19 protein-coding genes are annotated in these 24613 nt (G+C 68.9%); 9 read left to right on the plus strand and 10 right to left on the minus strand.

Annotated elements, in window-relative coordinates; translation table 11 throughout:
- The first annotated feature begins 12 nt into the window (after positions 1-12).
- From GJG85_RS15505 to GJG85_RS15525, 5 genes are all read left to right on the plus strand, one after another.
- Positions 13-255: an acetyl-CoA carboxylase gene (locus tag GJG85_RS15505; protein ID WP_006483474.1), complete on the plus strand. Its 243-nt coding sequence runs from the start codon at positions 13-15 to the stop codon at positions 253-255.
- Between the two features lie 4 nt (positions 256-259).
- Entirely contained in the window at positions 260-1717 is a 1458-nt protein-coding gene (locus GJG85_RS15510; protein ID WP_050017777.1) for an acetyl-CoA carboxylase biotin carboxylase subunit, read from the plus strand.
- Entirely contained in the window at positions 1714-2589 is an 876-nt protein-coding gene (locus GJG85_RS15515) for an allophanate hydrolase subunit 1 (RefSeq protein ID WP_006495445.1), read from the plus strand. Before GJG85_RS15510 ends, GJG85_RS15515 begins: the two co-directional genes overlap by 4 nt.
- On the plus strand, positions 2579-3574 hold the full coding sequence (locus GJG85_RS15520) for a biotin-dependent carboxyltransferase family protein (protein WP_050017776.1): 996 nt from the start codon (positions 2579-2581) through the stop codon (positions 3572-3574). Before GJG85_RS15515 ends, GJG85_RS15520 begins: the two co-directional genes overlap by 11 nt.
- Before the next feature lie 221 nt (positions 3575-3795).
- Positions 3796-5151, plus strand: a complete 1356-nt coding sequence (locus GJG85_RS15525) for an allantoin permease (protein ID WP_006484074.1) — start codon at positions 3796-3798, stop codon at positions 5149-5151.
- A 23-nt stretch (positions 5152-5174) separates the two neighbouring features.
- Here GJG85_RS15525 and GJG85_RS15530 read toward each other — a convergent pair whose 3' ends face one another.
- The 5 genes from GJG85_RS15530 to GJG85_RS15550 all read right to left on the minus strand — a co-directional run bounded on the left by GJG85_RS15530 (position 5175) and on the right by GJG85_RS15550 (position 9382).
- The gene (locus GJG85_RS15530; RefSeq protein WP_089488866.1) at positions 5175-6263 is read right to left on the minus strand and encodes a suppressor of fused domain protein; all 1089 of its coding nucleotides are present in this window, start codon (positions 6261-6263) and stop codon (positions 5175-5177) included.
- A gap of 61 nt (positions 6264-6324) precedes the next feature.
- Entirely contained in the window at positions 6325-7050 is a 726-nt protein-coding gene (locus tag GJG85_RS15535) for a copper homeostasis protein CutC (RefSeq protein WP_050014337.1), read from the minus strand.
- Positions 7051-7159: 109 nt separating this feature from the next.
- Positions 7160-7564, minus strand: coding sequence for a hypothetical protein (locus GJG85_RS15540; RefSeq protein WP_089488867.1), 405 nt, complete (start codon positions 7562-7564; stop codon positions 7160-7162).
- Positions 7561-7947: a hypothetical protein gene (locus GJG85_RS15545; RefSeq protein ID WP_050014335.1), complete on the minus strand. Its 387-nt coding sequence runs from the start codon at positions 7945-7947 to the stop codon at positions 7561-7563. The genes GJG85_RS15540 and GJG85_RS15545 overlap by 4 nt, the downstream gene beginning before the upstream one ends.
- A 148-nt stretch (positions 7948-8095) precedes the next feature.
- Positions 8096-9382 carry an EAL domain-containing protein gene (locus GJG85_RS15550; RefSeq protein WP_050014334.1) on the minus strand — a complete coding sequence of 429 codons (1287 nt, stop codon included), beginning with the start codon at positions 9380-9382 and terminating at the stop codon, positions 8096-8098.
- Between the two features lie 312 nt (positions 9383-9694).
- On the opposite strand from GJG85_RS15550, the gene GJG85_RS15555 reads away from it, so the two are divergent.
- A complete protein-coding gene (locus GJG85_RS15555; protein WP_050014333.1) occupies positions 9695-11362 on the plus strand; it encodes a Na+/H+ antiporter in 1668 nt (555 codons plus the stop codon).
- A gap of 378 nt (positions 11363-11740) precedes the next feature.
- A complete protein-coding gene (locus GJG85_RS15560) occupies positions 11741-13162 on the plus strand; it encodes a family 1 glycosylhydrolase (protein ID WP_204383443.1) in 1422 nt (473 codons plus the stop codon).
- 94 nt (positions 13163-13256) lie between these two features.
- On the opposite strand, the gene GJG85_RS15565 is transcribed toward GJG85_RS15560, so the two are convergent.
- Both GJG85_RS15565 and GJG85_RS15570 read right to left on the minus strand, forming a co-directional pair.
- Positions 13257-16829 (minus strand): indolepyruvate ferredoxin oxidoreductase family protein, encoded by a 3573-nt coding sequence (locus GJG85_RS15565; RefSeq protein ID WP_089488870.1) that lies wholly within the window; start codon positions 16827-16829, stop codon positions 13257-13259.
- Positions 16830-18473: 1644 nt separating this feature from the next.
- Positions 18474-19031, minus strand: coding sequence for a DapH/DapD/GlmU-related protein (locus tag GJG85_RS15570; protein ID WP_050014330.1), 558 nt, complete (start codon positions 19029-19031; stop codon positions 18474-18476).
- 337 nt (positions 19032-19368) lie between these two features.
- Between GJG85_RS15570 and GJG85_RS15575 the strand changes: the two genes are divergently transcribed.
- A complete protein-coding gene (locus GJG85_RS15575; RefSeq protein WP_050014345.1) occupies positions 19369-19983 on the plus strand; it encodes a glutathione S-transferase in 615 nt (204 codons plus the stop codon).
- A gap of 31 nt (positions 19984-20014) precedes the next feature.
- Here GJG85_RS15575 and GJG85_RS15580 read toward each other — a convergent pair whose 3' ends face one another.
- Positions 20015-20983, minus strand: coding sequence for an ion channel (locus GJG85_RS15580; protein ID WP_050014329.1), 969 nt, complete (start codon positions 20981-20983; stop codon positions 20015-20017).
- A 165-nt stretch (positions 20984-21148) separates the two neighbouring features.
- Entirely contained in the window at positions 21149-22168 is a 1020-nt protein-coding gene (locus GJG85_RS15585; protein WP_050014328.1) for a sulfate ABC transporter substrate-binding protein, read from the minus strand.
- A gap of 451 nt (positions 22169-22619) precedes the next feature.
- Here GJG85_RS15585 and dapA point away from each other — a divergent pair, with 451 nt between their 5' ends.
- Complete coding sequence (dapA, locus tag GJG85_RS15590) at positions 22620-23513, plus strand: 4-hydroxy-tetrahydrodipicolinate synthase (protein ID WP_050014327.1); 894 nt, start codon at positions 22620-22622, stop codon at positions 23511-23513.
- A gap of 3 nt (positions 23514-23516) precedes the next feature.
- On the opposite strand, the gene GJG85_RS15595 is transcribed toward dapA, so the two are convergent.
- Positions 23517-24560: a LysR substrate-binding domain-containing protein gene (locus tag GJG85_RS15595; RefSeq protein WP_050014326.1), complete on the minus strand. Its 1044-nt coding sequence runs from the start codon at positions 24558-24560 to the stop codon at positions 23517-23519.
- Positions 24561-24613: the final 53 nt, after the last annotated feature.

Genomic DNA, 24613 nt, shown 5'->3' on the forward strand with positions numbered 1-24613 from the left:
AGGAGACGCAAGATGGCATTGCACGACATCGTCAGCCCGCTGCCGGGCACGTTCTACCGACGCCCGTCGCCCGAGGCGGACTACTACGTCGCGGTGAATGCGACGGTCGCGGCCGGCGCGGTGGTCGGCCTCGTCGAAGTGATGAAGCAGTTCACCGAGATCGAAGCCGATGCGGCGGGCCGCGTCGTCGAGCTGCTCGTCGACGATGGCGAGCCGGTCGACGCCGGCCAGGTGCTGATGCGGATCGAGGGGTGATGCGATGAAGCCGGCAAACGCCCCCGACACCTTCTATCGACCGTCGCGGATCAAGACCGTGCTGGTCGCGAACCGCGGCGAAATCGCGGTGCGCGTGATCCGCGCGGCACGCGAGCTCGGCATGCGTGCGGTCGCCGTGGTCAGCGACGCGGACCGCGACAGCCTCGCCGCGCGCATGGCCGACGAAGCGATCCACATCGGGTCGTCGCATGCGGCGAAGAGCTATCTGAATCCGGCCGCGATCCTCGACGCCGCGCGGCAATGCGGCGCGGACGCGATCCATCCGGGCTACGGCTTCCTGTCCGAGAACGCGGCCTTCGCCGCGCAGGTCGAGGCGGCCGGGCTGATCTTCGTCGGCCCGGACGCGCAGGTGATCGCGACGATGGGCGACAAGGCGCGCGCCCGCGACACCGCGCGGCGCGCGAACGTGCCGACCGTGCCCGGCAGCGACGGCGTCGTCCAGTCGCTCGACGCGGCCCGCGCGGTCGCCGCGCGCATCGGCTATCCGATCATGATCAAGGCGGCCGCGGGCGGCGGCGGGCGCGGCATCCGCGTCGCGCACGACGCCGCGCAGCTCGACGCCGAACTGCCGCTCGCGCAGCGCGAGGCGCAGGCCGCGTTCGGCGACGGCGGCGTCTATCTCGAACGCTTCATCGCGCGGGCGCGGCACATCGAGGTGCAGGTGCTCGGCGACGGCCGCGACGTCGTCCACCTGTTCGAGCGCGAATGCTCGCTGCAGCGGCGCCGCCAGAAGATCCTCGAGGAAGCGCCGTCGCCGTCGCTCACGCCGGCGCAGCGCGACGCGCTGTGCGCGTCGGCCACGCGGCTCGCGCGCGAGGTCGGCTACCGCAGCGCGGGCACGCTCGAATACCTGTTCGACGATGCGCGCGGCGAGTTCTACTTCATCGAGATGAACACGCGCATCCAGGTCGAGCATCCGGTGACCGAGGCGATCACCGGCATCGATCTCGTGCGCGAAACGCTGCGCATCGCCGACGGCGAGCGGCTGCGGTTCGCGCAGGCCGACATCGCGATGCGCGGCGCCGCGCTCGAATGCCGGATCAACGCGGAAGATCCGCTGCAGGATTTCCGCCCGAATCCGGGCCGGATCGACGCACTGGTGTGGCCGACCGGGCCCGGCGTGCGCGTCGATTCGCTGCTCTACCCGGGCTACGTCGTGCCGCCGTTCTATGATTCGCTGCTCGCGAAGCTGATCGTGCACGACGAGAGCCGCGCGGCCGCATTGCGGCGTCTGTCTCGCGCGCTCGGCGAGCTGCAGGTCGGCGGCCTGAAGACCACCGCGCCGCTGCACGTCGCGCTGCTCGCGGACGACGACGTGCGCGCGGGCCGCTATCACACGAATTTTCTCGAAGCGTGGATGCCGTCATGGCGCGAGGCCGCGACGGCCGCCGCCCGGCAGCACGAAACTGCGGACGCCGCGCGCGTCGGGGAGGCCCTGTGACGACCCGTTATACGTTCGGCGGCGACGAATTCGTGTTCGTCGAGATCAGCGAGGCGATGTCGCTCGACGCCTTCTTCAAGGGCACGGCGATCACGCGCGAATTGCAGCGGCGCGCGGTGCCGGGCATTACCGAGATCTGTCCGGCGAACGCGTCCTACCAGGTGCGCTACGACCCGGACGTGATCGAGCCCGACACGCTCGTCGCGCTGCTCAAGGCGATCGAGGCCGAGGTCGGCGACGCGCCGCTCGAACTCGATACGCGCATCGTCGAGGTGCCGGTGCTGTACAACGACCCGTGGACGCACGAGACGCTGATGCGGTTTCGCGAGCGTCACCAGGACCCGTCGTCGACCGACCTCGAATATGCGGCGCGGATCAACGGCAAGCGCGACGTCGACGACTTCATCGCCGCGCACTCGGGCTCGCCGTGGTTCGTGTCGATGGTCGGCTTCGTCGCGGGCCTGCCGTTCATGTACCAGATGGTCGAGCGCGCACGCCAGCTCGAAGTACCGAAATACCTGCGGCCGCGCACCGACACGCCGAAGCTGACGGTCGGCCACGGCGGCTGCTTCGGTTGCATCTACTCGGTGCGCGGCGCGGGCGGCTACCAGATGTTCGGCGTGACGCCGGCGCCGATCTTCGATCCCGCGCAGCGGCTCGACTACCTGCGCGATTTCATGGTGTTCTTCCGGCCCGGCGACATCGTGAAGTTCCAGCCGATCGATCGCGACGCCTATGACGCCGCGGTGGCGGCCGTCGAAGCGGGTACCTTCTCGCTGCGCGTGCGCCCCGTGAAATTCTCGCTCGACGCGTTCCGGCGCGATCCCGATGCGGTCAACCGTTCTCTCGTCGAGGTGCTGCATGCCCGCTGACGCGCACAACCTGATCGAGGTCGTGAAACCCGGCCTCGCGACGTCGGTCCAGGATACGGGCCGGCAAGGCTACTACCACGTCGGCATCCCGCCGTCGGGCTCGCTCGACCAGTACGCGTCGCGCGCGGCGAACCTGCTGGTCGGCAATCCGGAACAGGCGGCCGTGCTCGAATGCACGCTGCTCGGCCCGGAGCTGCTGTTCCATGCGGACGCGCTGGTCGCCGTCACGGGCGCCGAGATGACCCCGAAGATCGACGGCGTCGGGCAGCGCTGCAACGTCGCGCTGTGGATTCGCGCGGGCAGCGTGCTGTCGTTCGCCTACGTGAAGGGCGGCGCCCGCGCGTACCTGGCCGTCGCGGGTGGCATCGACGTGCCGGTCGTGCTCGGCAGCCGCTCGACCTACACGCTCGGCGCGATCGGCGGCCACGCGGGCCGGCGCCTGCAGAAAGGCGACCGTTTGCCGATCGGCGCGGCGCGCGGCACGCTTCGCGAAGGGCGCGAACTGCCGGCGTCGGTCAGCCGGCCGCTGGACAGCCAGGTCGAACTGCGCGTGCTGCCGGGGCTGTACCACTACCGGCTCACCGACGCGTCGGCGCACACGTTCTTCGATGACGAATGGATGGTCGCGCCCGAGGCGGACCGCATCGGCTACCGCTACAAGAACGGCCGGCCGCTGCAGTTCCGGCCGCGCGAGCAGCCGTTCGGCGCCGGGGCCGATCCGTCGAACATCGTCGACGCGTGCTATCCGATCGGCTCGATCCAGGTGCCGGCCGGGGTCGAGCCGATCATCCTGCATCGCGATGCGGTGTCGGGCGGCGGCTACGCGACGATAGGCACGGTCATCAGCGCCGACATGGACCTGATCGGCCAGATGCAGCCGAACCATCGCGCGCGCTTCGTGCGCGTGACGATGGCCGACGCGCTCGCCGCGCGCCGCGAGTACCAGCGGCGCCTCGCGCTGCTGCGCGCCGTACTGAAGGACTGAGCGCCACGCGCCCGGCCGTCGCGCCGGGCGCCGTGCGCCGCCCTCCGCTTTCATCCTTCGCTTCCGTTTCCCGTCCGTGCGGCCGCGCGCGGCGCGGCGGGGACGCCTGCGCGCCGTTTTCGCCGGACCGGTTGCCCGCCCCGACGTCGGGGCAACCCCGCGGCTCGCATGGGCCGCGGCCCAGACGTCGTCCGCTGTTTCGCTCATCGAGGAGCACGCTCATGGCCAACCTGGCTCAGGCCCGCACCGACGAGGATCTCGACCTGTCGACGCTCGCCATTCCCGATCACGCACGCATGCCGCCCTTTGCGCTGACGATGGCGTGGTGGGCCGTCTGCAGCGCGGTGTTCTACATCGTCGTCGGTGCGACGCTCGCGCTCACCTACGGCGCGCGCAACGCGCTGATCGGGATGGCGCTGTCGGTCGTCTCGTACGGCATCGTCAATTCGATCATCAGCCGCTACGCGATCCGTACCGGCCTGTCGGTCGCGCTGTTCTCGCGCGTGCTGTTCGGCAGCGCGGGCGCGGCGCTCGCGACGCTGATCTTCTTCGCGACGGCGATCTACTACGCGGTGTTCGAGGGCTCGGTGATCGCGGTCGCCGCGCATCATCAGTTTCCGGCGCTCGACTACAAGTGGGCCGCGCTGATCGTCGTCTGCTACAGCGTGCCGCTCGTGTTCGGCAGCGTGCAGCACTGGCTCGACAAGTTCAACGGCGTGCTGCTGCCGTTCTACCTGTTCGGGTTGCTCGCAGCGGTCGGGCTCGCGACGGCCGAGTACGGCTATCACGCCGCGTGGCTTGATTTCGGGCCGGCGGGCGGCGCCCCGGCCGGCGGCTGGTGGCAGTGCTTCGTCTACTACATGGGCGTATGGGTGCTGATGATGTTCACGTTCGACTACGCGCGCTTCGGCCGCAAGGCCGACGCCCGCTATCACGGCCGCTTCAACTTCGGGATGCCGTTCTACCTCGTCACGTTCCTCGTCAACGGCGCGGCCGGCATCTATCTCGTCAGCACGATTCCCGGGCTCGGCACGCTGTCGGAAGTGTCGGTCGTGCTCGCGCTGCTGAAGCTGATGGGCGTGTGGGGGCTGCTGTTCGTGTGGGTCACGCAGTCGCGCATCAATACCGCGAACTACTACCTCGCGACCGTCAACATGCAGGCGTTCTTCCAGAAGGTCGCGGGGCTGCGCGCGCCGAAATTCGTGTGGGCGGTCGTGGTCGGCGCGGTCGTCTATGCGCTGATGATGGCCGACATCTTCTCGCGGATCCTGCAAGCGCTCGCGTACCAGGGCATCTTCGTCGTCGCGTGGGTCGGCGTCGCGCTCGCGCACATCCTGTCGGCGCGCTACGGGCAGCTCGTCGGCGACGACGTCGAATGCCGCGACGCGCACGTGCCGGTGTTCAATCCGGGCGGCCTGACCGCGTGGTTCGCGGGCGCGTTCGCGGGGCTCGCGCTGAACCAGGCGACCGGGTTCGCCGCGTCGCTGTCGGCGCCGGCCACCTTCGTCGTGTCGTGGCTCGTCTATCGCGCGCTGCTCGGCACCGCGAAGCGGACCTGGTTCGTGCGCAACACGTGACGCGCCGCGGCTCGGCGCCGGCCCTAGCCGATCGTCTGCACCGGATGGCCCTGCGCGTCGCGGATCACCGTCGGCTCGACCCGCCAGCGCACGCCGTCGAGCCCGTCGATCGCATACTCGCCGGCGCGCGGCTTCAGCGTGCGCGCCAGCGCCTGCACCGTCGCGTCGGTGAGCCGCAGCGTCAGCGTGCCGTCTTCGTCGCTCACGCCGTTCGCGTCGCCGCGCACGAACCGCACCGCGCCGTCGTGACCGACGAGGCGAAACGGCCGGTCGAACGGCAGCCGCAGCGGCAGTAGCGTGACGAGTTCGTCGACCTGCCGCGCGCCGACGGTGATCTCGATCACCGGCGCGCGCAGCAGCCGCTTGCGGGTGCCCCAACCGAGCACGTCGGTGAACAGGTAACCGCTCGCCGAGCCGTCGCGCTGCGTGCCCGCGTCGACCTGCTCGCGCACGTCCGCGCGTTCGAGCAGCGACGCGCGGACGAGATCGGTCACCCACAGCGGCATGTGCGGCAGCAGCGTGTCGAGCAGCGCACGCGTGCGCCAGCGCTTCGCGGCGCGTTCCTCGTCGAGCGTCAGCCCGACGACCTGCAGGAACGCGAGACGGCCGTGCGGCGTGTCGATCGCCGGCAGCTCCGGATCGAACGCGAAGCCCATCGAACAGAGCGCCGTATCGGTATCGAGCGCGATCGGGCCGTTGGCCGTCATCCAGTGGCCGTCGTCGAACGCGTTGCCGCTCTGGAACACGTAGCGCGCGAGATTCTGCAGGAAGCTGAACACCCAGCGCGGCGGCTCGTCGTCGCCAGCCACGCACGCGACGCGCATCGTCAGCTCGAAGCCGAAGCCGCTGACGGCCGGATCGTCCGACTCCTTCGCATACAGCTCGCTCAGCCCGTACGTGACGAAATGCCAGTGCGGCACGGGCGCCGCGCGCCGCCACACGCTGATCCCGTCGAGCGGATCGGGGCCGCCGAGCCGCCACTTGACCAGCGTGCCGTAGTGCTTCGGCTCCTGCCCCGGATAAAGGCGCGCGAGCGCGGCGTCGATCGCGTCCCAGCCGGGCGCGGCATCGTCGTCCGCGCCGTCGTGCGTGTCGTGCGTGGCGTCCGTCATGTGGCCCGCTCTCCCCGATGATGTCGTGTCGTGTTTGTGTCGTGCGGTGTTGGAACGTACGTCACACGTGCGACGCCGCGCCGTCGAGCGCCGCGCGCACGCGCTCGACGTGCAGCGCGTCGACGGGCGCGAGCACCTCGCCGCGCGGCCGCACGCCCGAACCGAAATGCACCGCGCGCACGCCGGTCGCGCGCACGAAATCGCCGACCGCGTCGATCGTGAGCCCGGAGCCGGCCAGCACCCTGCAGGTCGTGCCCGCCGCCTGCCGCACGAGCCGCGTGATCGTCGCGACCGCGTCGAGCACCGACGGATGGCCACCCGACGTCAGCACGGACGTGACGGCCGGCACGCGCAGCAGCGCGTCGAACGCGGCGTTCAGATCGCGCGCGACGTCGAACGCGCGGTGGAACGTGAGCGCGCGCCCGTCGGCGGCGGCCGCGATCCGGGCGAGCGCGCCGAGATCGACGTCGCCGCGCGGATCGAGCGCGCCGAACACGACGCCGTTCGCGCCGGCCGCGACTGCCGCGCGCACGTCGCGCTCGATCACGCGCAGGTCGTCGGCGTCATAGACGAACGAGCGGCTGTGCGGACGCACGATCACGTTGACGGGAATCGGCACGGCGGCCACGACGGCCTCGATCAGGCCGACGCTCGGCGTCAGCCCGCCTTCGGTGATCGCGGTCACGAGTTCTAGGCGGTCGGCGCCCGCGCGGGCGGCGACCTTCGCATCGCCGACGGTCGTGGCGATCACTTCGAGGAGAATGGGAGAAGCGGCATGTCGGTTCATGGGCGGCCCGCGAATCGTCTGGACAATTCGCGCATCCTAGCCGAGCCGCGCGACGGACGCCAGCGTGCCGGCCGCCGCAGACTTCAGCCGCGCATTTCAGCCCGGTACGTCAGCCGCGCCGCACGAGCCAGACGCCGACGAGCGCGGACAACGCCGTGACGGCGGTGCCGGGTACGAACCGGAACATGCGCGCGTTGAAGTACGCGCCCTGCTGCTGCATCACGTCGACGATCGCCGGCGTGAGCACGAGCATCGCCCAGCCGATCATCCCGAAGGCGGTGGTCGCGGCCGCGACGAGCAGCACGATGCCCGCGCCGCGCGCACGCGGCCGGAATGCGCCGGCAAACATGCCCGCGGCGAGCAGCACGGCCGACACCGCGAACAGCACGACGACGAATACGGTCGTCGCGCCCGCCTGACCGACCTTCATGAACGCGATCATCTGCGCGGCGATCACGCAGAAGCCGGCGATCGAGAACAGCACGATCGCCAGCGCGTTGCGCACGACGCTCACGCAACGGCCTGCCGGAAATACGCGGTCGCCGGGCGCCGGAACAGCAGGTAGACGAACACCGCGAACAGCAGGACGCCCGGGATCAGCACTGCGAGCATCGACGCCGGCATGTTGATCAACGAGAACGCGATGCCGAACACGAACGTCACGATATAGGCGTTGCGCGACCATTCGCGCCCCTTGAGGATCGCGATGCCGATCACGACATTCGCGGCCTCGACGATCATGCTGATGCCGAACGTCGCCCACACGGGCAGCAGGTAGTGCGACATCAGCGCCTGGGTGGTCGGCATGCCGATCGAGAACGGCGTATAGACGCAGGTGATCGCGTTGGTCACGATGATGATCCACGCGAGGATGGTCAGCGAAATCGGTCGCTTCATGGCGTTTTCCTTTTATATTCGCCGCCATGGTGGCCCCCGGGACGGCGCGCGGTCACGACGGCCGCGGTCGCGCCATTGTCGGGGAAGCGCGCGGCGAACGCAACGGCCGCCCCGGCGCCGTCGGTCGCCGCATCCCGACCGAGTGCCGCTACGCCGCTTGCGCGTCCTCGTCGATCCAGTCGATATCGCCGCACAGCACGCGCTGCGCATCGCCGACGCGCACGGCCACCGACAGCGTCACGCACGGCTGCGCCTCGTTGATCGACAGGTACGGCCGCGTGACCTGCACGCGCCCCGGTTCGGCGATCGCCGAGCGGAAATACGGCCGGCGCAGCCAGTTCGCGCCCTGCGCGTCCGCCAGCGGCGAAAAGCGCGCCTCGGCGAGCGCGCGATCGGCGCGCAGCACGACGTTGCGGCCCGACTGCCGGCCCTGCGCGTCGAGCAGGAAGCAGCGTGCGGCCGCGTCCAGCGCGAGGAAGTTCCAGCACACCTCGTCGAGCGGCTCGCCGCCCGCGAGGCGCTCGGCCGCCCGTTCGAACGCGCGCAGGTACGGTGCGAGCCGCTGCGCGTCGCGCCGCTCGCGCGCTTCGGTCTGCTGACGAAAGCGCTCGGTCAGCTCGCCGATGCAGCCGGTCGCGGCCGCGCTGTCGGGCAGCCCCGGCGCCGGGCGGCCGAAGTAGTAGCCCTGCACGAAATCGGCCTCGCACGACAGCGCGATCTGCGCTTCGTGCTCGGTCTCGATCCCTTCGACGAGCACCAGCTTGCCGGCCTCGTGCAGCAGCGTCACGAGCCCGTGCAGGATCGCGGTGAGCCCCGTGCGGTGCGCCGCGTGCGACAGCATGATCCGGTCGAGCTTCACGATGTCCGGGTTCAGCTGCCAGATCCGTTCGAGGTTCGAGTGACCCGCGCCGAAATCGTCGAGCGCGATCAGGAAGCCGTGCGTGCGGAACTCGCGCACGGCCTCCGCGAGCCGCTCGACGTCCTCCGCGCGCTGTTCGAGCACTTCGAGCACGATGCGCCGCGGCGGCATGCCGAGCCGTTTCAGGTTCGCGAGCAGCGCGGCCGCCTGGAACGGATCGGTGAGCACGCCCGGATGGACGTTGAGAAACAGCCACTCGCGCTCCGCGCCGAGCAGCGCGAAGTTCTCCAGATGCAGCGCCTGCGCGAGCCGGTCGAGCTGCAGCAGTTCGTCCCGGCGCGCGGCTTCGCCGAACACGTCGAGCGGCGACACGGCGCGGTCGAGCGCATCGTGCGCGCGCAGCAGCGCCTCGTAGCCCACCGCACGCTGGTGCGACAGGCTGAATATCGGCTGGAACACGGTCGTGAGCGTCAGGTCGCGGTGCTGCGTCGCCAGCCGTTCCAAGCCCGAGCTCATCTCCCGCTCGAACCGGTACGGCGACGCGGCGGCCGGACGCTCCTGTTGCACGATCGTCATACCTTCCTCCTGGTGATGCAGTCGAACGCGACGTCCGGCGTCCGGCGAAAACGACGAACGGGACGGCGCGCCATGTCATTGGTTGGACCCTCGGTGACCCGGCGCAAGCCGGGCGGCTGCTCTCCCTCAAGCAAGCTCCGTGCGAGGTGCCGACAACCCGTGCGCCATGCGGCTGTGCCGGGCGGCCGCACCACCGTGGCGCGTGTTCGACGCACCATTCCCGTGCGCACGCACCGGCCACTCGAGCGCACCCGTTACGCCGACACGCTACACTCCGTACGATCGTTTCATTCCGCGTTATTCGCCGTCTCGATGGAAATCGTTTTCACAGTCCTCATCCTGCTGCTGACCGTCGCGCTGTCCGGCGCCGTCACGCGTCTCCTGCCGTTGCAACTGCCGCTGCCGCTGATGCAGATCGCGTTCGGCGCGATGCTCGCGTGGCCGAAGCTGAACCTGCACGTCACGTTCGACCCCGAGATCTTCATGCTGCTGTTCATTCCGCCGCTGCTGTTCGCGGACGGCTGGCGGATTCCGAAACGCGAGCTTTACCTGCAGCGCCGCGCGATCCTGATGCTCGCGTTCGGGCTCGTGTTCATGACGGTACTCGCAGTCGGCTACTTCGCGCATTGGCTGATTCCCGAGTTGCCGCTGCCGATCGCGTTCGCGCTCGCGGCGGTGCTGTCGCCGACCGACGCGGTCGCGCTGTCCGGGATCGCCGGCAAGGGTCGCATTCCGCCGCAACTGATGCACATCCTCGAAGGCGAGGCGCTGATGAACGACGCGTCGGGCCTCGTCGCGCTGAAATTCGCGATCGCGGCCGCGCTGACGGGCGTATTCTCGCTGCGCGCCGCGTCGGTCACGTTCGTGATCGTCGCGGCCGGCGGGCTCGCGACGGGCGCGATCGTCGCGTGGCTATTCAGCGCGCTGTCGACGCGCTTCCTGAATGCCGAGCAGGAAGGCGACCCGGCGCCCGGCATCGTGATGACGCTGCTGGTGCCGTTCGCGGCCTACCTGTTCGCCGAGCACCTCGACCTGTCGGGCGTGCTCGCGGCCGTGTCGGCCGGGATGATGATGAACTACACGAGCTTCTCGCGTAAAAGCACCGTCGCGTCGCGCGTGCGCGCCGAAAGCACGTGGGCGCTGATCGAGTTCGTGTTCAACGGCATGGTGTTCATCATGCTCGGGCTGCAGCTGCCGCACATCATCGGCCGTGCGCTCGTCGACGCGCACCATACGAGCGACGCGCTGGTCGGCCGGATGATCTTCAACGTGTGCGCGATGATGCTCGCGCTGTATGCGATCCGCTTCCTGTGGGTGTGGCTGCTGCGCTGGTTCGCGAGCCGCCGCGCCGCGCGCCATGGCCTCGCCGGCACGATGGCCGGCGTGCGCACGATCGCGGTGATGACGGTCGGCGGCGTGCGCGGCGCGGTCACGCTCGCCGGCGTGCTGTCGATCCCGGTCGCGCTGTCCGACGGCGCGCCGCTGCCGGGCCGCGACACCGCGGTCTTCATCGCGTCGGCCGTGATCCTCGGCTCGCTGATCGTCGCGGTGATCGGCCTGCCGCTGCTGCTGCGCGGCGTGCGCTCGTCGCGCAACCCGCTCGGCGACGAGGAGCGCATCGCACGCTCGGCCGCCGCGCAGGCCGCGATCCGCGCGATCGATGCGTCGCACGACGCGATCTCGACCGATCTCGACGAATCGGGCGCGGCGCGCTGCGCGGACATCTCCGCACGCGTGATGGATCAATACCGCCGACGGCTCGCCGCGCTGGCCGACGATGGCCCCACGCCGCGCGCGGAAGCGAAGCAGGCCGAAACGATGGAGCTGCAGATGCGGATCGCGGCCGTGCGCGCGGAACGCTCGGCGCTGTACCGGCTGCGCGGCGACAGCAAGATTTCCGACGAGACGCTGACGAAGCTGATTCGCGAGATCGACCTGTCGGAAACCGCGCTGTCGACGCGCAAGAAAGGGATCGTCTGACAGTAAGGCAGCGCGGTGCGCCGACCGTGCAGCCGCGTGTGAAGCCCCTGCCTGCCGGCAGCCCGAGGCCGAGCCCCGTGTCATACGGCGCTCGGCCTCGTTGTTTTGGCCGATGCATGCGCGGCGCGGTCTTCAGCAGCTTTCAAAAAAATTAAACAATACATCCTTATTATTTTCTGCACGCCGACGCGATACCGATTCCCGCTCGTGCGTCGAGACGATCGACGCCATGCAAATCGGTCTCGTCACGCGTCATCGCTAACCGGGGCCGCGCGGAATCGTTGATGCGATGCATGCGAAGTGTCCCCGGCTCCATGCCCATTTAATTGCTCTCCTAATCAAAATGCGCACGTCATTCCGCGCGAAACGACCGAACCCATGATCAAACCCCTCTCGCTCCAGAGCCGGCGACGCTTTCTCGCACAAGGCGCCGCCGCCCTCGGCAGCGGCATGCTGTCCGCCTGCGGCGGCGATTCGATCGACTCCGCGGACGCATCGGCCCGCTTCGCCAACGATTTCGTGTGGGGCGTCGCCACCGCCGCGCCGCAAATCGAAAGCCGCGACGGCCGAGGCCGAAGCAACTGGGATGTGTTCGCCGACCAGCCCGGCACGATCGCCGACGGCTCGACGAACGCACGCTGCATCGAATTCGAGCAACGCTACCCGGGCGACTTGTCGCTGCTCGCGAACGCGGGCGTCCGGGCGTTCCGTTTCTCGACCGCATGGCCGCGCGTGCAGCCGGACGGCGCCGGCACGCCGAGCGAAGCGGGGCTTGCCACCTATGACCGCATGGTCGATGCGATGCTGGCGCGCAACCTCACGCCGTACCTGACGTTGTTTCACTGGGACATCCCCGTATGGGCCGGCGATTTCCGCGACCGCGACATCGCGTACCGGCTGGCCGACTACGCGCAGATCGTGGCGCGCCGCGTCGGCGATCGCGTCAAGCACTGGATGATGCTGAACGAACCGAACGGCGTCGCGCTGTCGGGCTACGCGTACGGCGCATCGCCGCCGCGTGCGCAGTCGATGGGGGCGATGTTCGCCGCGATCCACCATCAGAATCTCGCGCAGGGATTGATGTTCCAGGCCGTGCGCGCGAACGTGCGGGGCGCCGCGCAGATCGGCATGACGATCAGCGGGCGGCCCGTGCTCGCCGTGACGAATTCGGCCGCCGACCAGGCCGCCGCCGCGCAGTTCGATGCGATCTGGCATCGCGCGTTTCTCGATCCGCTGTACGGCAAGGGCTATCCGGCCGAGCTGCAGACGGCGCTGGCGCCGCTCGTCCGGCCGGGCGACATGACGACGATCGCCGCGAACCCGGATTTTCTCGGCGTGCAGTATTACAACTGCTTCTACGTGAAGGCCAACGCCGGCGGCACGGGTTTCACGCTGGCCGCCAGCCCGGCAAACGAAATCCAGACGATGGGCTACCCGGTCGAGCCGTACGGGATGTCCGAGATGCTGCTGCGCGTCCACCGCGACTATGGCGCACCGCGCATCCTCGTCACCGAGACCGGGTTCGCGATCGCCGAACCCGCGCCAAGCGGCGGTTTCGTCGACGACGGCCCGCGCATCGACTATCTCGCGCGCTATCTGAACGCCGCGCACGATGCGTATCGGCAGGGCGTCCGCCTGGGCGGACTGTTCTGCTGGGCCGGCATGGACAGCTGGGAATGGTCGAGCGGCTTCGCGAAGAAATTCGGGCTGGTCCACGTCGACCCGGCAACGCAGGAACGCCTGCCGAAACGCAGTCTCGCGTACTACTCGCGCTGCATCGCCGGCAATCGCGTCGCGTAGGCGGCAAGAGCGACGCGGGCGAGGATGCCGCGAGCCGACGCGCCCGCCAGCCGTCGCGTGGCGCGGCACCCGATTGCCGCGCCGCGCGTTCGCGTTACTTCGCGACGACGACCGGAATCCCCTTCAGCATCCCCGCGCCCTTCATCTCGTCGAGCGCGTGCTGAACGGCCGCGCTCGTCGCCGCGTCGATGCCGAGCTGCAGCGCGAGCTCGCGTTCCGTGCGCTTCACGCCGGCCAGGTTGCGCACCTTCACGTGGCCGAAGCCGCGTACGCGCGCGTGCAGGTCGGCCAGTTGCACGACCTGCGCCGCATTGCCGGCGGTCAGCACGGCGAGCGCACGCGTGAGCGTGGTCTCGTAGTCGTCGGCCAGCGCGCGCTCCATCTTCCGCTCGACCGTGCGGCCGAACGGATCGAGCCACGTGCCGCGCAGGCTGCGCACGCGCGCGAGCATGCCGAGCACCGGCCACATCCACTGGCCGAACACGCGCTTCTTCGGCGTGCTGCCGTCGCTGCCGGCCTTCGCGACCGTCGGCGGCGCCAGGTTGAACTTCACGCGGTACGTCTGCCCCGGCACGCCTTCGAACTGCGCTTCGAGCGCGGTGCGGAACGCGTCGTCCGTGTACAGCCGCGCGACTTCGTATTCGTCCTTCACCGCGAGCAGCCGGTAGAACGTCGTCGCAACCGCGCGCGTCAGCGCGTCGTCGCCCTTCGCGCGCGCCACGTTCACCAGTGCCCGATAGCGCTCGACGTAGCGCGCACCGCCGTACGCGTCGAGACGCGCCTCGCGATCGGCGATCAGCTCGGCGAGCGTCTCCGGCGCCACGTGGGCGGCCACCGCGTGACGTGCGTTCCACAACGCATCGAGGCTCGCCGCGTCGCCGGCCGCCATCCGGCCGATCGAGAACGCGAGCTTGTTCATCGGCACCGCGACGTTGTTCAGCTCGATCGCGCGCATCATCGCGGCGAGCGACACCGGCACGAGGCCGAGCTGCCACGCGTAGCCGAGCATCAGGATGTTCGCGCCGATCGAATCGCCGAGGAACTTCGCGGCGAGCGCCTGCGCGTCGCAGCTCGACAGGTAGCCGTCGCCGGCCGCGTGGCGCATCTTCTCGAGCAGCGCATCCGCATGCAGGTTCGCGTCGGGGTTCTGCACGAATGACGCGTTCGGGATCCGGTGCGTGTTGACGACGATCCGCGTGCGCGCGTGACGCACCGTCTGCAGCGCCTCGGCGCTCGCACCGACGACCATGTCGCACGCGAGCAGCACGTCGGCCTGCTGCGTATCGATGCGCACCTGGTTCAGCCAGCGGTCGCTCGACGCGATCCGCACGAACGACAGCACCGAGCCGCCCTTCTGCGCGAAGCCCATGAAGTCGAGCACCGACGCGCTCTTGCCTTCGAGGTGCGCGGCCATGCTGATCAGCGCGCCGACCGTCACGACGCCCGTGCCGCCGACGCCCGTCACGAGCATGTCGAACGGCGCCGCGTCGAGGTGCGTGGCCGGCACCGGCAGCGCGTCGACGCGCGCGGCGAGCGCCGCTTCGTCGAACGCCGCGCCAGCGGCCTTCTTCAGCGCCGCGCCTTCGACCGTCACGAAGCTCGGGCAGAAGCCGTTCACGCACGAATAGTCCTTGTTGCACGACGACTGGTCGATGCGGCGCTTGCGGCCGAGCGGCGTCTCGAGCGGCTCGACCGACAGGCAGTTCGACTGCACGCCGCAGTCGCCGCAGCCTTCGCACACCGCGTCGTTGATGAACAGACGCTTGTCCGGGTCGGGGAATTCGCCCTTCTTGCGGCGGCGGCGCTTCTCGGCCGCGCAGGTCTGGTCGTAGATCAGCACGGTGACGCCCGGCGTCTCGCGCAATTCGCGCTGCACCGCATCGAGTTCGCTGCGGTGATGGAACGTCGTGCCGGTCGGGAACTGCCCGTGATGGCCGTCGTACTTCTCCGGTTCGTCGGACACGACGACGAAGCGCGACACGCCTTCCGCCTCGACCTGCCGCGCGATCTGCGGCACCGAGATGCTGCCGTCGACCGGCTGGCCGCCCGTCATCGCGACCGCGTCGTTGTAGAGGATCTTGTACGTGATGTTCGCTTTCGCGGCGACCGCCTGGCGGATCGCGAGGATGCCCGAGTGGAAGTAGGTGCCATCGCCGAGGTTCTGGAACACGTGCTTCGTGTTCGTGAACATCGCGTGCGCGGCCCAGTCGACGCCTTCGCCGCCCATCTGGATCAGGCCGGTGGTGTCGCGCTCCATCCACGACGCCATGAAGTGGCAGCCGATGCCGGCCTGCGCGATCGAGCCTTCGGGCACCTTCGTCGACGTGTTGTGCGGGCAGCCCGAGCAGAAGTACGGCGTGCGCTTCACCGCATCGGCCTCGTTCGACAGGATCTGCGGCGCGACGAGATCGACGACGCGCTCGCGGCGGTCGAGCGCCGGCTTGTGCCGCGCGAGCCAGTCGGCGAACACCGGCAGGATGCGCGACGGACGCAGTTCGCCGAGTTCGGACAGCAGGCACGCGCCCGCCGCATCGTGCTTGCCGAGCACGCGCGGGCGCGCGCCTTCGGTGCGGTTGTACAGGTAATCCTTGATCTGCTGCTCGATCACCGGCCCCTTTTCCTCGATGACGAGCACTTCCGACAGACCGTCGACGAAGGTTTCGATCCGTGTCATTTCGAGCGGATACGACAGGCCAACCTTGTAGATTCGCACGCCGGCCGCGTCGAGATCGGCGACCGTCAGGTCGAGGCGGCGCAGCGCTTCCATCAGGTCGAGGTGCGCCTTGCCGCAGGTGACGATGCCGACGTTCGCGTGCGTGCTCGGCGCGATCCACTTGTCGATGCTGTTGGCACGCGCGAAATGGCGGACCGCGTCGAGCTTCGCCGCGAGGCGCGCCTCGATCGTGAGGCTCGGCAGGTCGGGCCAGCGGTTGTGCAGGCCGCCCGCCGGCGGCGTGAAGCCTGCCGGCGCCGGCCAGCGCGTCTGCAACGCATCGAGGTCGACGGTGGAGCCGGACTCGACCGTTTCCGAGATCGCCTTGAAGCCGACCCATGCGCCCGAGTAGCGCGACAGTGCCCAGCCGTACAGGCCGAATTCGAGCATGTCGGCGATGTTCGACGGGTTCACGACCGGCATGTGCCACGCCATCATCGCGAAGTCGCTCTGGTGCGGCATCGACGACGACACGCAGCCGTGATCGTCGCCGGCGACGACCAGCACGCCGCCATGCGGCGACGAGCCGTACGCGTTGCCGTGCTTCAGCGCGTCGCCCGCGCGATCGACGCCCGGGCCCTTGCCGTACCACATCGCATACACGCCCTCGACCGTGCGTTCGGGGTCGGCCTCGACCCGCTGCGTGCCGAGCACGGCCGTGCCGCCGAGTTCCTCGTTGATCGCGGGCAGGAAGTGCACGCCGCTCGTGTCGAGGAGTTTCTTCGCCTTCCACAGCTGCTGGTCGACCATCCCGAGCGGCGAGCCGCGGTAGCCGCTGACGAAGCCGGCCGTGTTGAGACCTTGCTCGGTATCGACCGTGCGCTGCATCAGCAGCAGGCGGATCAACGCCTGCGTGCCGGTCAGGAAGATCCGGCCGCGCGTCGCGGTCAGGTTGTCGGTCAGGCGGTAGTCGGACAGGGCGGGCGGGCCGTCGACGGGCAGGCGGGCGGTCATGTGGGGAAGTCTCCGGATTGTGCTGTTGTGCTGTTCTCGGCCGTGCGCGGCGGGCGCCGGGTGACGCATGAGTGCGGCAGCGAATGGCTCTATTTTTTCGCGCGCCGCCGAGAATGTTTTTTCTCATCTTGCTCGGACCGGCGTGCGGTGAGAAAAACTGTGCAGCTTTTTAGCGGGATTTGAGAGAGTTTTCGCGCGGGGTGCCGGAGTGGGATGGGTCGGTGCTTCGCAGCGGTCGGGCAGTCTGGCGGAAAAGGCGGCGCGGGCCGTCAGGCGCGCAGCTTGGCCGGAGAATGCCGCTCGACGCCCGTGCGACAAGGGTTTCAGCGGCATCGGACCATCACTCTCACCATTGAAATGCACAGGATTCCGATTGATCGGCGGCGACGGATGTCCACAATGTCGCGCCCTTCGGCCGACCGGGCTCGCGCGCTCACCGTTCGATTGCACAGCGTTTCGAGTGGCGTCGGGGGCGGGATGTCCACATCCGGAATCGGCATGCAGGGCACTCGGGGCAGCGACGCTCACCGTTGAAATTCACAGCGCGGCAAGTGGGTTGCGGCGGTGGATATCCACATGGGAAATCGCGCGTTTCGTCGGTCCGACTTTCGCACTCACCGTTCGAATACCCTGGGCTTCGACTGGCTGCGGTGGCAGTTGTCCACGTCCGGATCTGCATTGCCTCGTGACCATCCGCGCACCCTCACCGTTGAAAACCACAGCGCTTCGAGTGTTTGAGTGGGCTGGATATCCACATGGACGGGCGCTCCCCGATGTATGGCAAAGGCACGCTTCGAAGGGTACCGACGACGGGCAATCCATGCCGGAAGCGGCTCATCACCCGATCGGGCGCCGATGCTCACCGTCGAAATACACAGTGCCGCGAGTCGTTTCGGCGGACGGATATCCACACGAGCATGCACATCGTCGTTGCTCCCGCTCTTGCGCTCGAACCTGACAGAAACACCGTTTCGCGCGGCATCGGCGGTCCAACGGCCGCATCCTGACGGGCTGCACGCCGATCGCGAGCTGACGCTCACCATTGAATTACACAGCGTGCCGAGTCGCTGGAGAAGGCGACCGGCGCATCGAAATCCGCACGTTGCGAACCGCGCGCCTGCGCTCACCGTTAGAATGCACAGCCCTTCGATTGGGGGCCGGAGCCGGATATCGACGTCGCGCGGCCCGGAGGTGATGGTCACGCATTCACGCCATTCGGCTAGAATGCGCGTCGCCCCGAGCCACGGCAACGGCTGGAAACCCACGCCAGTGCGGGCGCACCGCCAGATCGGGCGCGACACTCACCGTTGAATTTCACAGCATTTCGCTTCGTCTTGCCGCGAGTTGTCCACAACCCGCTTGATGTCTCGCGCACCGTCCGGTCTCCTCACCTGTGAAAACCACAGGTCGCCGACTCGTTTCGATGCCCGGATATCCACAACCGGGCGCACGACCAGATCTTCATCTGCCGATCGACGGACGACCCGGCGCGCGACAACCGCGAAATGCCGCAATGGCTTGTCCGGACGGCCTCAGCGGCACACTCACCGTTCAAATGCACAGCGTTTCGACTCGCTCTGGCGGAGGGTTGTCCACATCCCTCCGTCGACGCTTCATCACGCCGGCACGCGGGCCCGGGCGACTTTATTCCGCAATCGCTCGAATGATCTTCGCCGGATTGCCGCCGACCAGCGTATTCGGCGGAACGTTCCGGGTGACGACGGCTGCGGCCGCGACGACCGCGTTCTCGCCGATCGTCACGCCGCCGATGATCGTCGCGCCCGCGCCGATCCATACGTTGCGGCCGATCACGATCGGCTTCGCGACCACGCAATCGCGCCGCCGCGAAGGCTCGACCGGATGGCCGGACGTGATCAGGCTGACGTTCGGGCCGATCATCACGTCGTCGCCGATCTCGAGCCCGCCCAGGTCGTAGAACGTGCAGTTCTGGTTGACGAACACGTTGCGCCCGACCTTCATGCCGGTGCCGCCCGTTGCGTAGAACGGCGGGATCAGCGTGAAACCGTCGTCAACCTGCGTGCCGATCAGTTCACCGAACAATGCGCGTACGTCCGCCGCATCGTCGAACGTCAGGCGGTTGAGCCGCGCAGTGATCGCCATTGCTCGTTGAACCTCGGCCACCATGGCCGCCGATTCGGGCGTTCTGCGCGGAATGATCGTGATGCGGTCGTCGTTTGCCATGCGTGAGAGGGGCTCCGGTGAGTGCGGCGTTGGGTGATGCGTCGGCGATCGCGGACGGCGATGGCGTTCCTCTGTGCGGGTACGACCGAACGGGTCGGGCATCGCGTAGTCATGCGGATTTACGCCGGGGATTTCGATGAATTTTCATCACTAGTTTTTATATAACCAGTTACCCACTGAACGCCCATTGTGCAAGGCGCTACGCGGTATTTCGCCCGATTCACCGGATGCAATCGAACCGGACGCCCCCCGCCGCGCGCCCCTGTCCCAACCTCCTGCGCTCGGGTACGCTTGAGCATCCACCGGATCGACACCTGCACCCAAACGCGGAGGCATGATGAAGCTCTACTACTGGCCGAAGACCCGGGCATTCCGGGCGCTGTGGATGCTCGAGGAAATCGGCGTGGTGTACGAACTCGTGCCGATCGACCTGCGCTCGCACGAACAGGGCAGCGATGCGTTCGTGCAGGTCAACCCGATGGCCAAGCTGCCCGCGCTCGACGACGGCAGCGCGCCGTTCGCCGAATCGGGCGCCGTGCTGCTCTATCTCGCCGACCGCTGCTCGGCTGCCGGGCTCGGTGTCGCGCCCGACGATCCGCTGCGCGGCCGGTTCCTCCAGTGGATGTTCTTCACGCCGACCTGCCTCGAACCGGCGATGGCCGAGAAATTCACCGGCGCGTCGGGCAACCCCGTCGCGTTCGGCTGGGGCAACATCGCGCGCGTGCAGCGCGCCCTCGCGCAAGCGCTCGCCCATAGCCGCTGGCTCGTCGGCGAACGCTTCACCGCCGCCGACCTGCTGCTCGCGAGCACGCTGAAGATCGCGTTCGACGCGCATCTGCTGCCGCACGAAGGCGTGCTCGGCGACTACGTCGCGCGCGCCGAGGATCGCGACGCGTTCCGCCGCGCGGTCGCGATCGAACAGCGCGAAGCGGCGCGCCTGCTGCACGCGTGACGCGCAGCGTGGCCGCACCCGCCGCCCTCGATCACGCCTGCCCGACGGGCCCCGGCGCCGACGTGTCCGCGTCGATCACCACGCCCGGCGAACCGCGTTCGTCGGTGTCGTCGTCGATCGGCACGACTTCATGAAAATGCGTGTAATCGATGTGCGTGATGCCGTCCTCGTCGTGCATCAGGTCGACATAGCGGTGGCGCCAGCGGATCTCGCCATGCGCCCACGCATGACGCGCCTGCATGACCTGCGCGGTGGTCTCGTCCGAACCCTCGATCGTGATCAGCAATTGCGCGTCGCGCGCGGCGAGCGATTCGGGCGTCTCGCCGAACAGCGCGCTCGACTCGTCGATCACGTGCATCAGGTTCCAGCCGAGCAGGAAGATCGGATGCTCGTTGCGCACGAGCGGCAGGTCGTGAATCTTGCGCAGCGCGTAGCCCTCGTGCGTGCCTTCGACGCGCATCAGCCGCAGTTTCGCCTGCGCCTCGGCAATCACGTTCTGGCGGGCATTCGCGGCGCGCACCATCAGCGTCATCCGGCCGTTCAGCGGCCGCACGATCGCGTTGCGCGCGAACAGGATCTTCGCCTGCGGCCGCGAAAAACGCGCGAACACGAGCCCGGTGGCCAACGCGATGCTCGACATCCCGACGAAGATCTCGAACGTCGCGACGAGATGCGCATAGACCGTCTGCGGATGCATGTCGCCGTAGCCGACGGTCGCGAGCGTCTCGACGCTGAAGAAGAATGCGCCGCCGAAGCCGGGCGGCGCCTGGTTCGCGATCGGCTCATGGCCGAGCAGATAGAGCATCGCGAAGCCGCTGTTGAGCAGCAGGAACAGCACCGCGAGCGACAGGAAGAACACGGGCCAGCTCACCGTCAGCGCGCGGTGATAGAAGTCGCGCCAGCCGAGCGGCGGCATCCCGTACGCGATCACCGGGCGGGTGCCCGACCAGATCTTGCGGCCACGGCCGCGGGAGGCTGGGGAAGACGAATCGACGTTCATCGCGCGGCGCCGGTTGCAGGAAGGCGATGAGCGTAGCACGCGCGGCGGTGGCCGGGAATGCAGGCCGCTTCGGAACCGGAAGCCGCCGCGCAGCCGCAAAAAAAGCCGGCCGCACGAGCGGCCGGCTAAATCGTCATGCGGGGTCGCGCGTGGCGCGCGCCGCGATCACTTCCGGTCGACGATCACCTGGTCGAACGTGCCGCCGTCGGCGAAATGGGTCTTCTGCGCGTTCGCCCAGCTGCCGAAGACCTGCTCGACGCTGAACGTCTTCAGCGCCTTGAACTCGGCCGCATGCTTCTTCAGCACGGCCGCGTCGCGCGGGCGCAGATGGTGCTGCGCGATGATCTCCTGCGCTTCCGGCGTGTACAGGTAGTCGAGATACGCCTGCGCGACCTTGCGCGTGCCTTTCTTGTCGACCACCTTGTCGACGACCGCGACGGGCGGCTCCGCGAGGATGCTCGCCGACGGATACACGGCGTCGAACTGCGCGCCCGATGCGCCCGTGTCCATCAGCGCGACTTCGTTCTCGAACGTGACGAGCACGTCGCCGATGCCGCGCTGCGTGAACGTCGTCGTCGCGCCGCGGCCGCCCGAATCGAGCACCGGCACGTTGCGGAAGATCGCCTTCTCGAAGTCGAGCGCCTGCGGGTCGGTCGCGCCCTTCTGCTTCTGGAAGCCCCACGCGGCGAGATACGCATAGCGGCCGTTGCCCGACGTCTTCGGGTTCGCGATGATCACCTGCACGCCCGGCTTCGCGAGATCGCTCCAGTCCTTGATCGCCTTCGGGTTGCCCTTGCGCACGAGGAACACCATCGTCGTCGAGTACGGCGAGCTGTTGTCCGGGAAACGCGCGCGCCAGTCCTTCGGCAGCAGCTGGCCGCGCTCGGCGAGCAGGTCGATGTCGTTCGGCTGGTTCATCGTCACGACGTCGGCCTGCAGCCCCTGCAGTACCGACAGCGCCTGCGCGCTCGACGCGCCGTGCGACTGCTTGATCGTGACCGTCTCGCCGGTCTTCTGCTTGTAGGCCGCGGCAAAGCTCGCGTTGATGTCCTTGTACAGCTCGCGCGTCACGTCGTACGACACGTTCAGGATCGACGTGTCCGCGTGCGCGGCCGTCGCCGCCACGACCAGCGCCGCCGCCGCGCCCGTGTGCAGCCAGCGACCGATCCCCTTGATGCTTGCCATCGTGATATGCCCCGTTTCCAGTGGTGGTGAATGTGCGTGACCGCCCGCGTACGCGCTGTCATCGAAACGTAAGCGGGCATTCTAGCGGCCGGCCGCGGCGCGCCTTCCAATCAGTCGTGGAAAGCAAATCTCGAAACATGCTAAACGACGGCCGGGGCTCGCGCGCGCCGCCGCCCCGGTGTTAAGATCGCCGCTCAGCCCACTCACGGTTCATCCATGTCCGCTTTCCTGCGCTCGCCCTCGATCCTCGCCGCCGTCGCGGCAGGTGCGCGCGCGGCCGGGCTGAAACTGAAAAAACGACTCCTCGACTGACGGGGACGTCGCGTCCCGTCAGGCGAATGCCGGACGGGATGCCCGCAGGTCGTTTCTTTCTCCTTGCTCGCACGCCTCGCTCCGGCACTCCGCCGGCGGAACGGTTCCTTCCCACTCCGTTTCCACCATGAGGCTTTGCATGAACACACGTTTCGAAGGTATCTGGCTGCCGATCATCACGCCGTTCCACCACGGCGAAGTCGACCATGCCGCGCTCGCGCGACTCGCGCGCCACTATGCGGCCGCAGGCATCGCGGGCTTCGTCGCGGGTGCGACGACCGGTGAAGGCGTGCTGCTCGACGCGCGCGAACAGGACGCGGTGTTCGCGACGCTGCGCGACGCGGCGCCCGGGCTGCCGATCGTCGTCGGGCTGACCGCGAGCGCGACGCATTTCGCGGCCGCCCGCGCGCGCGAACTCGCGGCGTTGCGGCCCGACGGGCTGCTCGTCACGCCACCCGTCTACGTGCGGCCGACGCAGGACGGCATCCGCCGCCATGTCGAAGCGATCGTCGACGCGGCCGACCTGCCGGTGCTCGTCTACAACATCCCGTACCGCACCGGCGTGAACGTCGAACTGGACACGCTGCAGGCGCTCGCCCGCGATCCGCGCGTCGCGGGCATCAAGGAATGCGGCGGCACGCTCGACCGGATGAGCCGGCTGGTACACGACACGCCGCTCGCGATCCTGTCCGGCGACGACAACCAGAACTTCGCGGCGATGTGCGCGGGCGCGCACGGCGCGATCGCGAGCAGCGCGCACGTGCTGCCCGAATGGCATGTGCGGATTCACGCGTGGCTGCGCGACGGGCGGCTCGCCGACGCGCGGCGCCTGTCGGTCGCGCTGCAGCCGCTCGTCGCGGCGCTGTTCGCGGAACCGAACCCGGCGCCGGTGAAGGCCGTGCTCGCCGCGCAAGGATGGTGCGAGGACGGGTTGCGGCTGCCGTTCGTGCCGGCGAGCGACGCGTTGCGGGCGCGGTTGGAGAAGCTCTGTGCGGGGCTCGAGGCGATCGAGCCGGACGCCGCCGCGGCATAGGAATCACGCGGCAAGCGCCTGCTCCGTCGCTCCCCGCACCGCCTGCGTCACGATCCGCGCGAGCCGCTCGACCGTCGGCGTCGCCGCCGACGTGCGTCGCAGCAGGATCAGCGGCAAGCTCGGCAGCGCCGGCAGCCCGCACGACGCGGCATCCAGCACGCGCACCGACGCGGGCAGCCCGTAATGCGAGCGCACCGTCAGCCCGAGGCCGGCCGCCGCGGCCGCCCATAGCCCGGCCAGGCTCGGCGTCGTGAACGCGACGCGCCACGGCACGCCGGTGCGGTCGAGCGCATCGGTCGCCGCGCCGAAGAACCGGCACGGCCGGTCGAACACGACGAGCGGCAACGGCTCGTCCGTCCCCCGCACCGCACGACCGCCCGCTTCGCCGACACCGCCCTCCCCACCCGCATCCCCGCCGCCATCCGGCATCCCGACACCCCCGCCCGCCACCGCGCCGATCCATTGCATCGGCACGTGCGCGATCGCTTCGCCGTCGATCCCCGCCCGCGACACGAGCGCCGCCGACGCCGGATCGCCCCACACGAGCGCCAGATCGAGCTGGTTCGCATCGAGCCGGTCGAGCAGGTCGGCATTGCGCGCCACGCGCGCCTCGATCTTCACCTTCGGATGCGCGCGCGCGAACCGCCCGAGCACGTCCGGCAGGATCGCCTCGCCGAAATCCTCCTGCAGCCCCACCCGTACCCAGCCGTCGAGCTTCACGCCGCGCACGGCCGCGGCCGCCTCGTCGTTCAGCTCGATCATCCGCCGCGCGTAGCGCAGCATCGCGTCGCCGGCGTCGGTCAGCGCGAGCCCGCGCCCGGCTTTCACGAACAGCGGCGTGCCGGCCTGCTCCTCGAGCTTGCGGATCTGCGCACTCACCGCCGACGACGAGCGCGCGACGCGGTCGGCCGCCTTCGCGAAACTGCCGAGATCCACGCCCGCGACGAGGCTGCGCAACGCCGCGACGTCGAAGTTGGGCCGCGCCAGCGCCGCGTCGGCGCCCGCGAGCGGCTCGCCGCCGTCGCGCGCAATGTCGTGTTCGGGCATCTCAATCATCCTGATTTATCGAACGATTCATCAAAAACTTTCCGATTTTCAGG

Origin of the sequence: Burkholderia sp. MS389 (assembly GCF_016899425.1) — a bacterium.
Lineage (GTDB): Bacteria > Pseudomonadota > Gammaproteobacteria > Burkholderiales > Burkholderiaceae > Burkholderia > Burkholderia sola.

Bases quoted from the DNA above. Each gene is read 5' to 3' on its own strand.
- GJG85_RS15505 (WP_006483474.1), top strand. From the start codon at position 13: ATGGCATTGCACGACATCGTCAGCCCGCTGCCGGGCACGTTCTACCGA.
- GJG85_RS15510 (WP_050017777.1), top strand. From the start codon at position 260: ATGAAGCCGGCAAACGCCCCCGACACCTTCTATCGACCGTCGCGGATC.
- GJG85_RS15520 (WP_050017776.1), top strand. From the start codon at position 2,579: ATGCCCGCTGACGCGCACAACCTGATCGAGGTCGTGAAACCCGGCCTC.
- GJG85_RS15525 (WP_006484074.1), top strand. From the start codon at position 3,796: ATGGCCAACCTGGCTCAGGCCCGCACCGACGAGGATCTCGACCTGTCG.
- GJG85_RS15530 (WP_089488866.1), bottom strand. From the start codon at position 6,263: ATGACGGACGCCACGCACGACACGCACGACGGCGCGGACGACGATGCC.
- GJG85_RS15535 (WP_050014337.1), bottom strand. From the start codon at position 7,050: ATGAACCGACATGCCGCTTCTCCCATTCTCCTCGAAGTGATCGCCACG.
- GJG85_RS15545 (WP_050014335.1), bottom strand. From the start codon at position 7,947: ATGAAGCGACCGATTTCGCTGACCATCCTCGCGTGGATCATCATCGTG.
- GJG85_RS15550 (WP_050014334.1), bottom strand. From the start codon at position 9,382: ATGACGATCGTGCAACAGGAGCGTCCGGCCGCCGCGTCGCCGTACCGG.
- GJG85_RS15555 (WP_050014333.1), top strand. From the start codon at position 9,695: ATGGAAATCGTTTTCACAGTCCTCATCCTGCTGCTGACCGTCGCGCTG.
- GJG85_RS15560 (WP_204383443.1), top strand. From the start codon at position 11,741: ATGATCAAACCCCTCTCGCTCCAGAGCCGGCGACGCTTTCTCGCACAA.
- GJG85_RS15565 (WP_089488870.1), bottom strand. From the start codon at position 16,829: ATGACCGCCCGCCTGCCCGTCGACGGCCCGCCCGCCCTGTCCGACTAC.
- GJG85_RS15570 (WP_050014330.1), bottom strand. From the start codon at position 19,031: ATGGCAAACGACGACCGCATCACGATCATTCCGCGCAGAACGCCCGAA.
- GJG85_RS15575 (WP_050014345.1), top strand. From the start codon at position 19,369: ATGAAGCTCTACTACTGGCCGAAGACCCGGGCATTCCGGGCGCTGTGG.
- GJG85_RS15580 (WP_050014329.1), bottom strand. From the start codon at position 20,983: ATGAACGTCGATTCGTCTTCCCCAGCCTCCCGCGGCCGTGGCCGCAAG.
- GJG85_RS15585 (WP_050014328.1), bottom strand. From the start codon at position 22,168: ATGGCAAGCATCAAGGGGATCGGTCGCTGGCTGCACACGGGCGCGGCG.
- dapA (WP_050014327.1), top strand. From the start codon at position 22,620: ATGAACACACGTTTCGAAGGTATCTGGCTGCCGATCATCACGCCGTTC.
- GJG85_RS15595 (WP_050014326.1), bottom strand. From the start codon at position 24,560: ATGCCCGAACACGACATTGCGCGCGACGGCGGCGAGCCGCTCGCGGGC.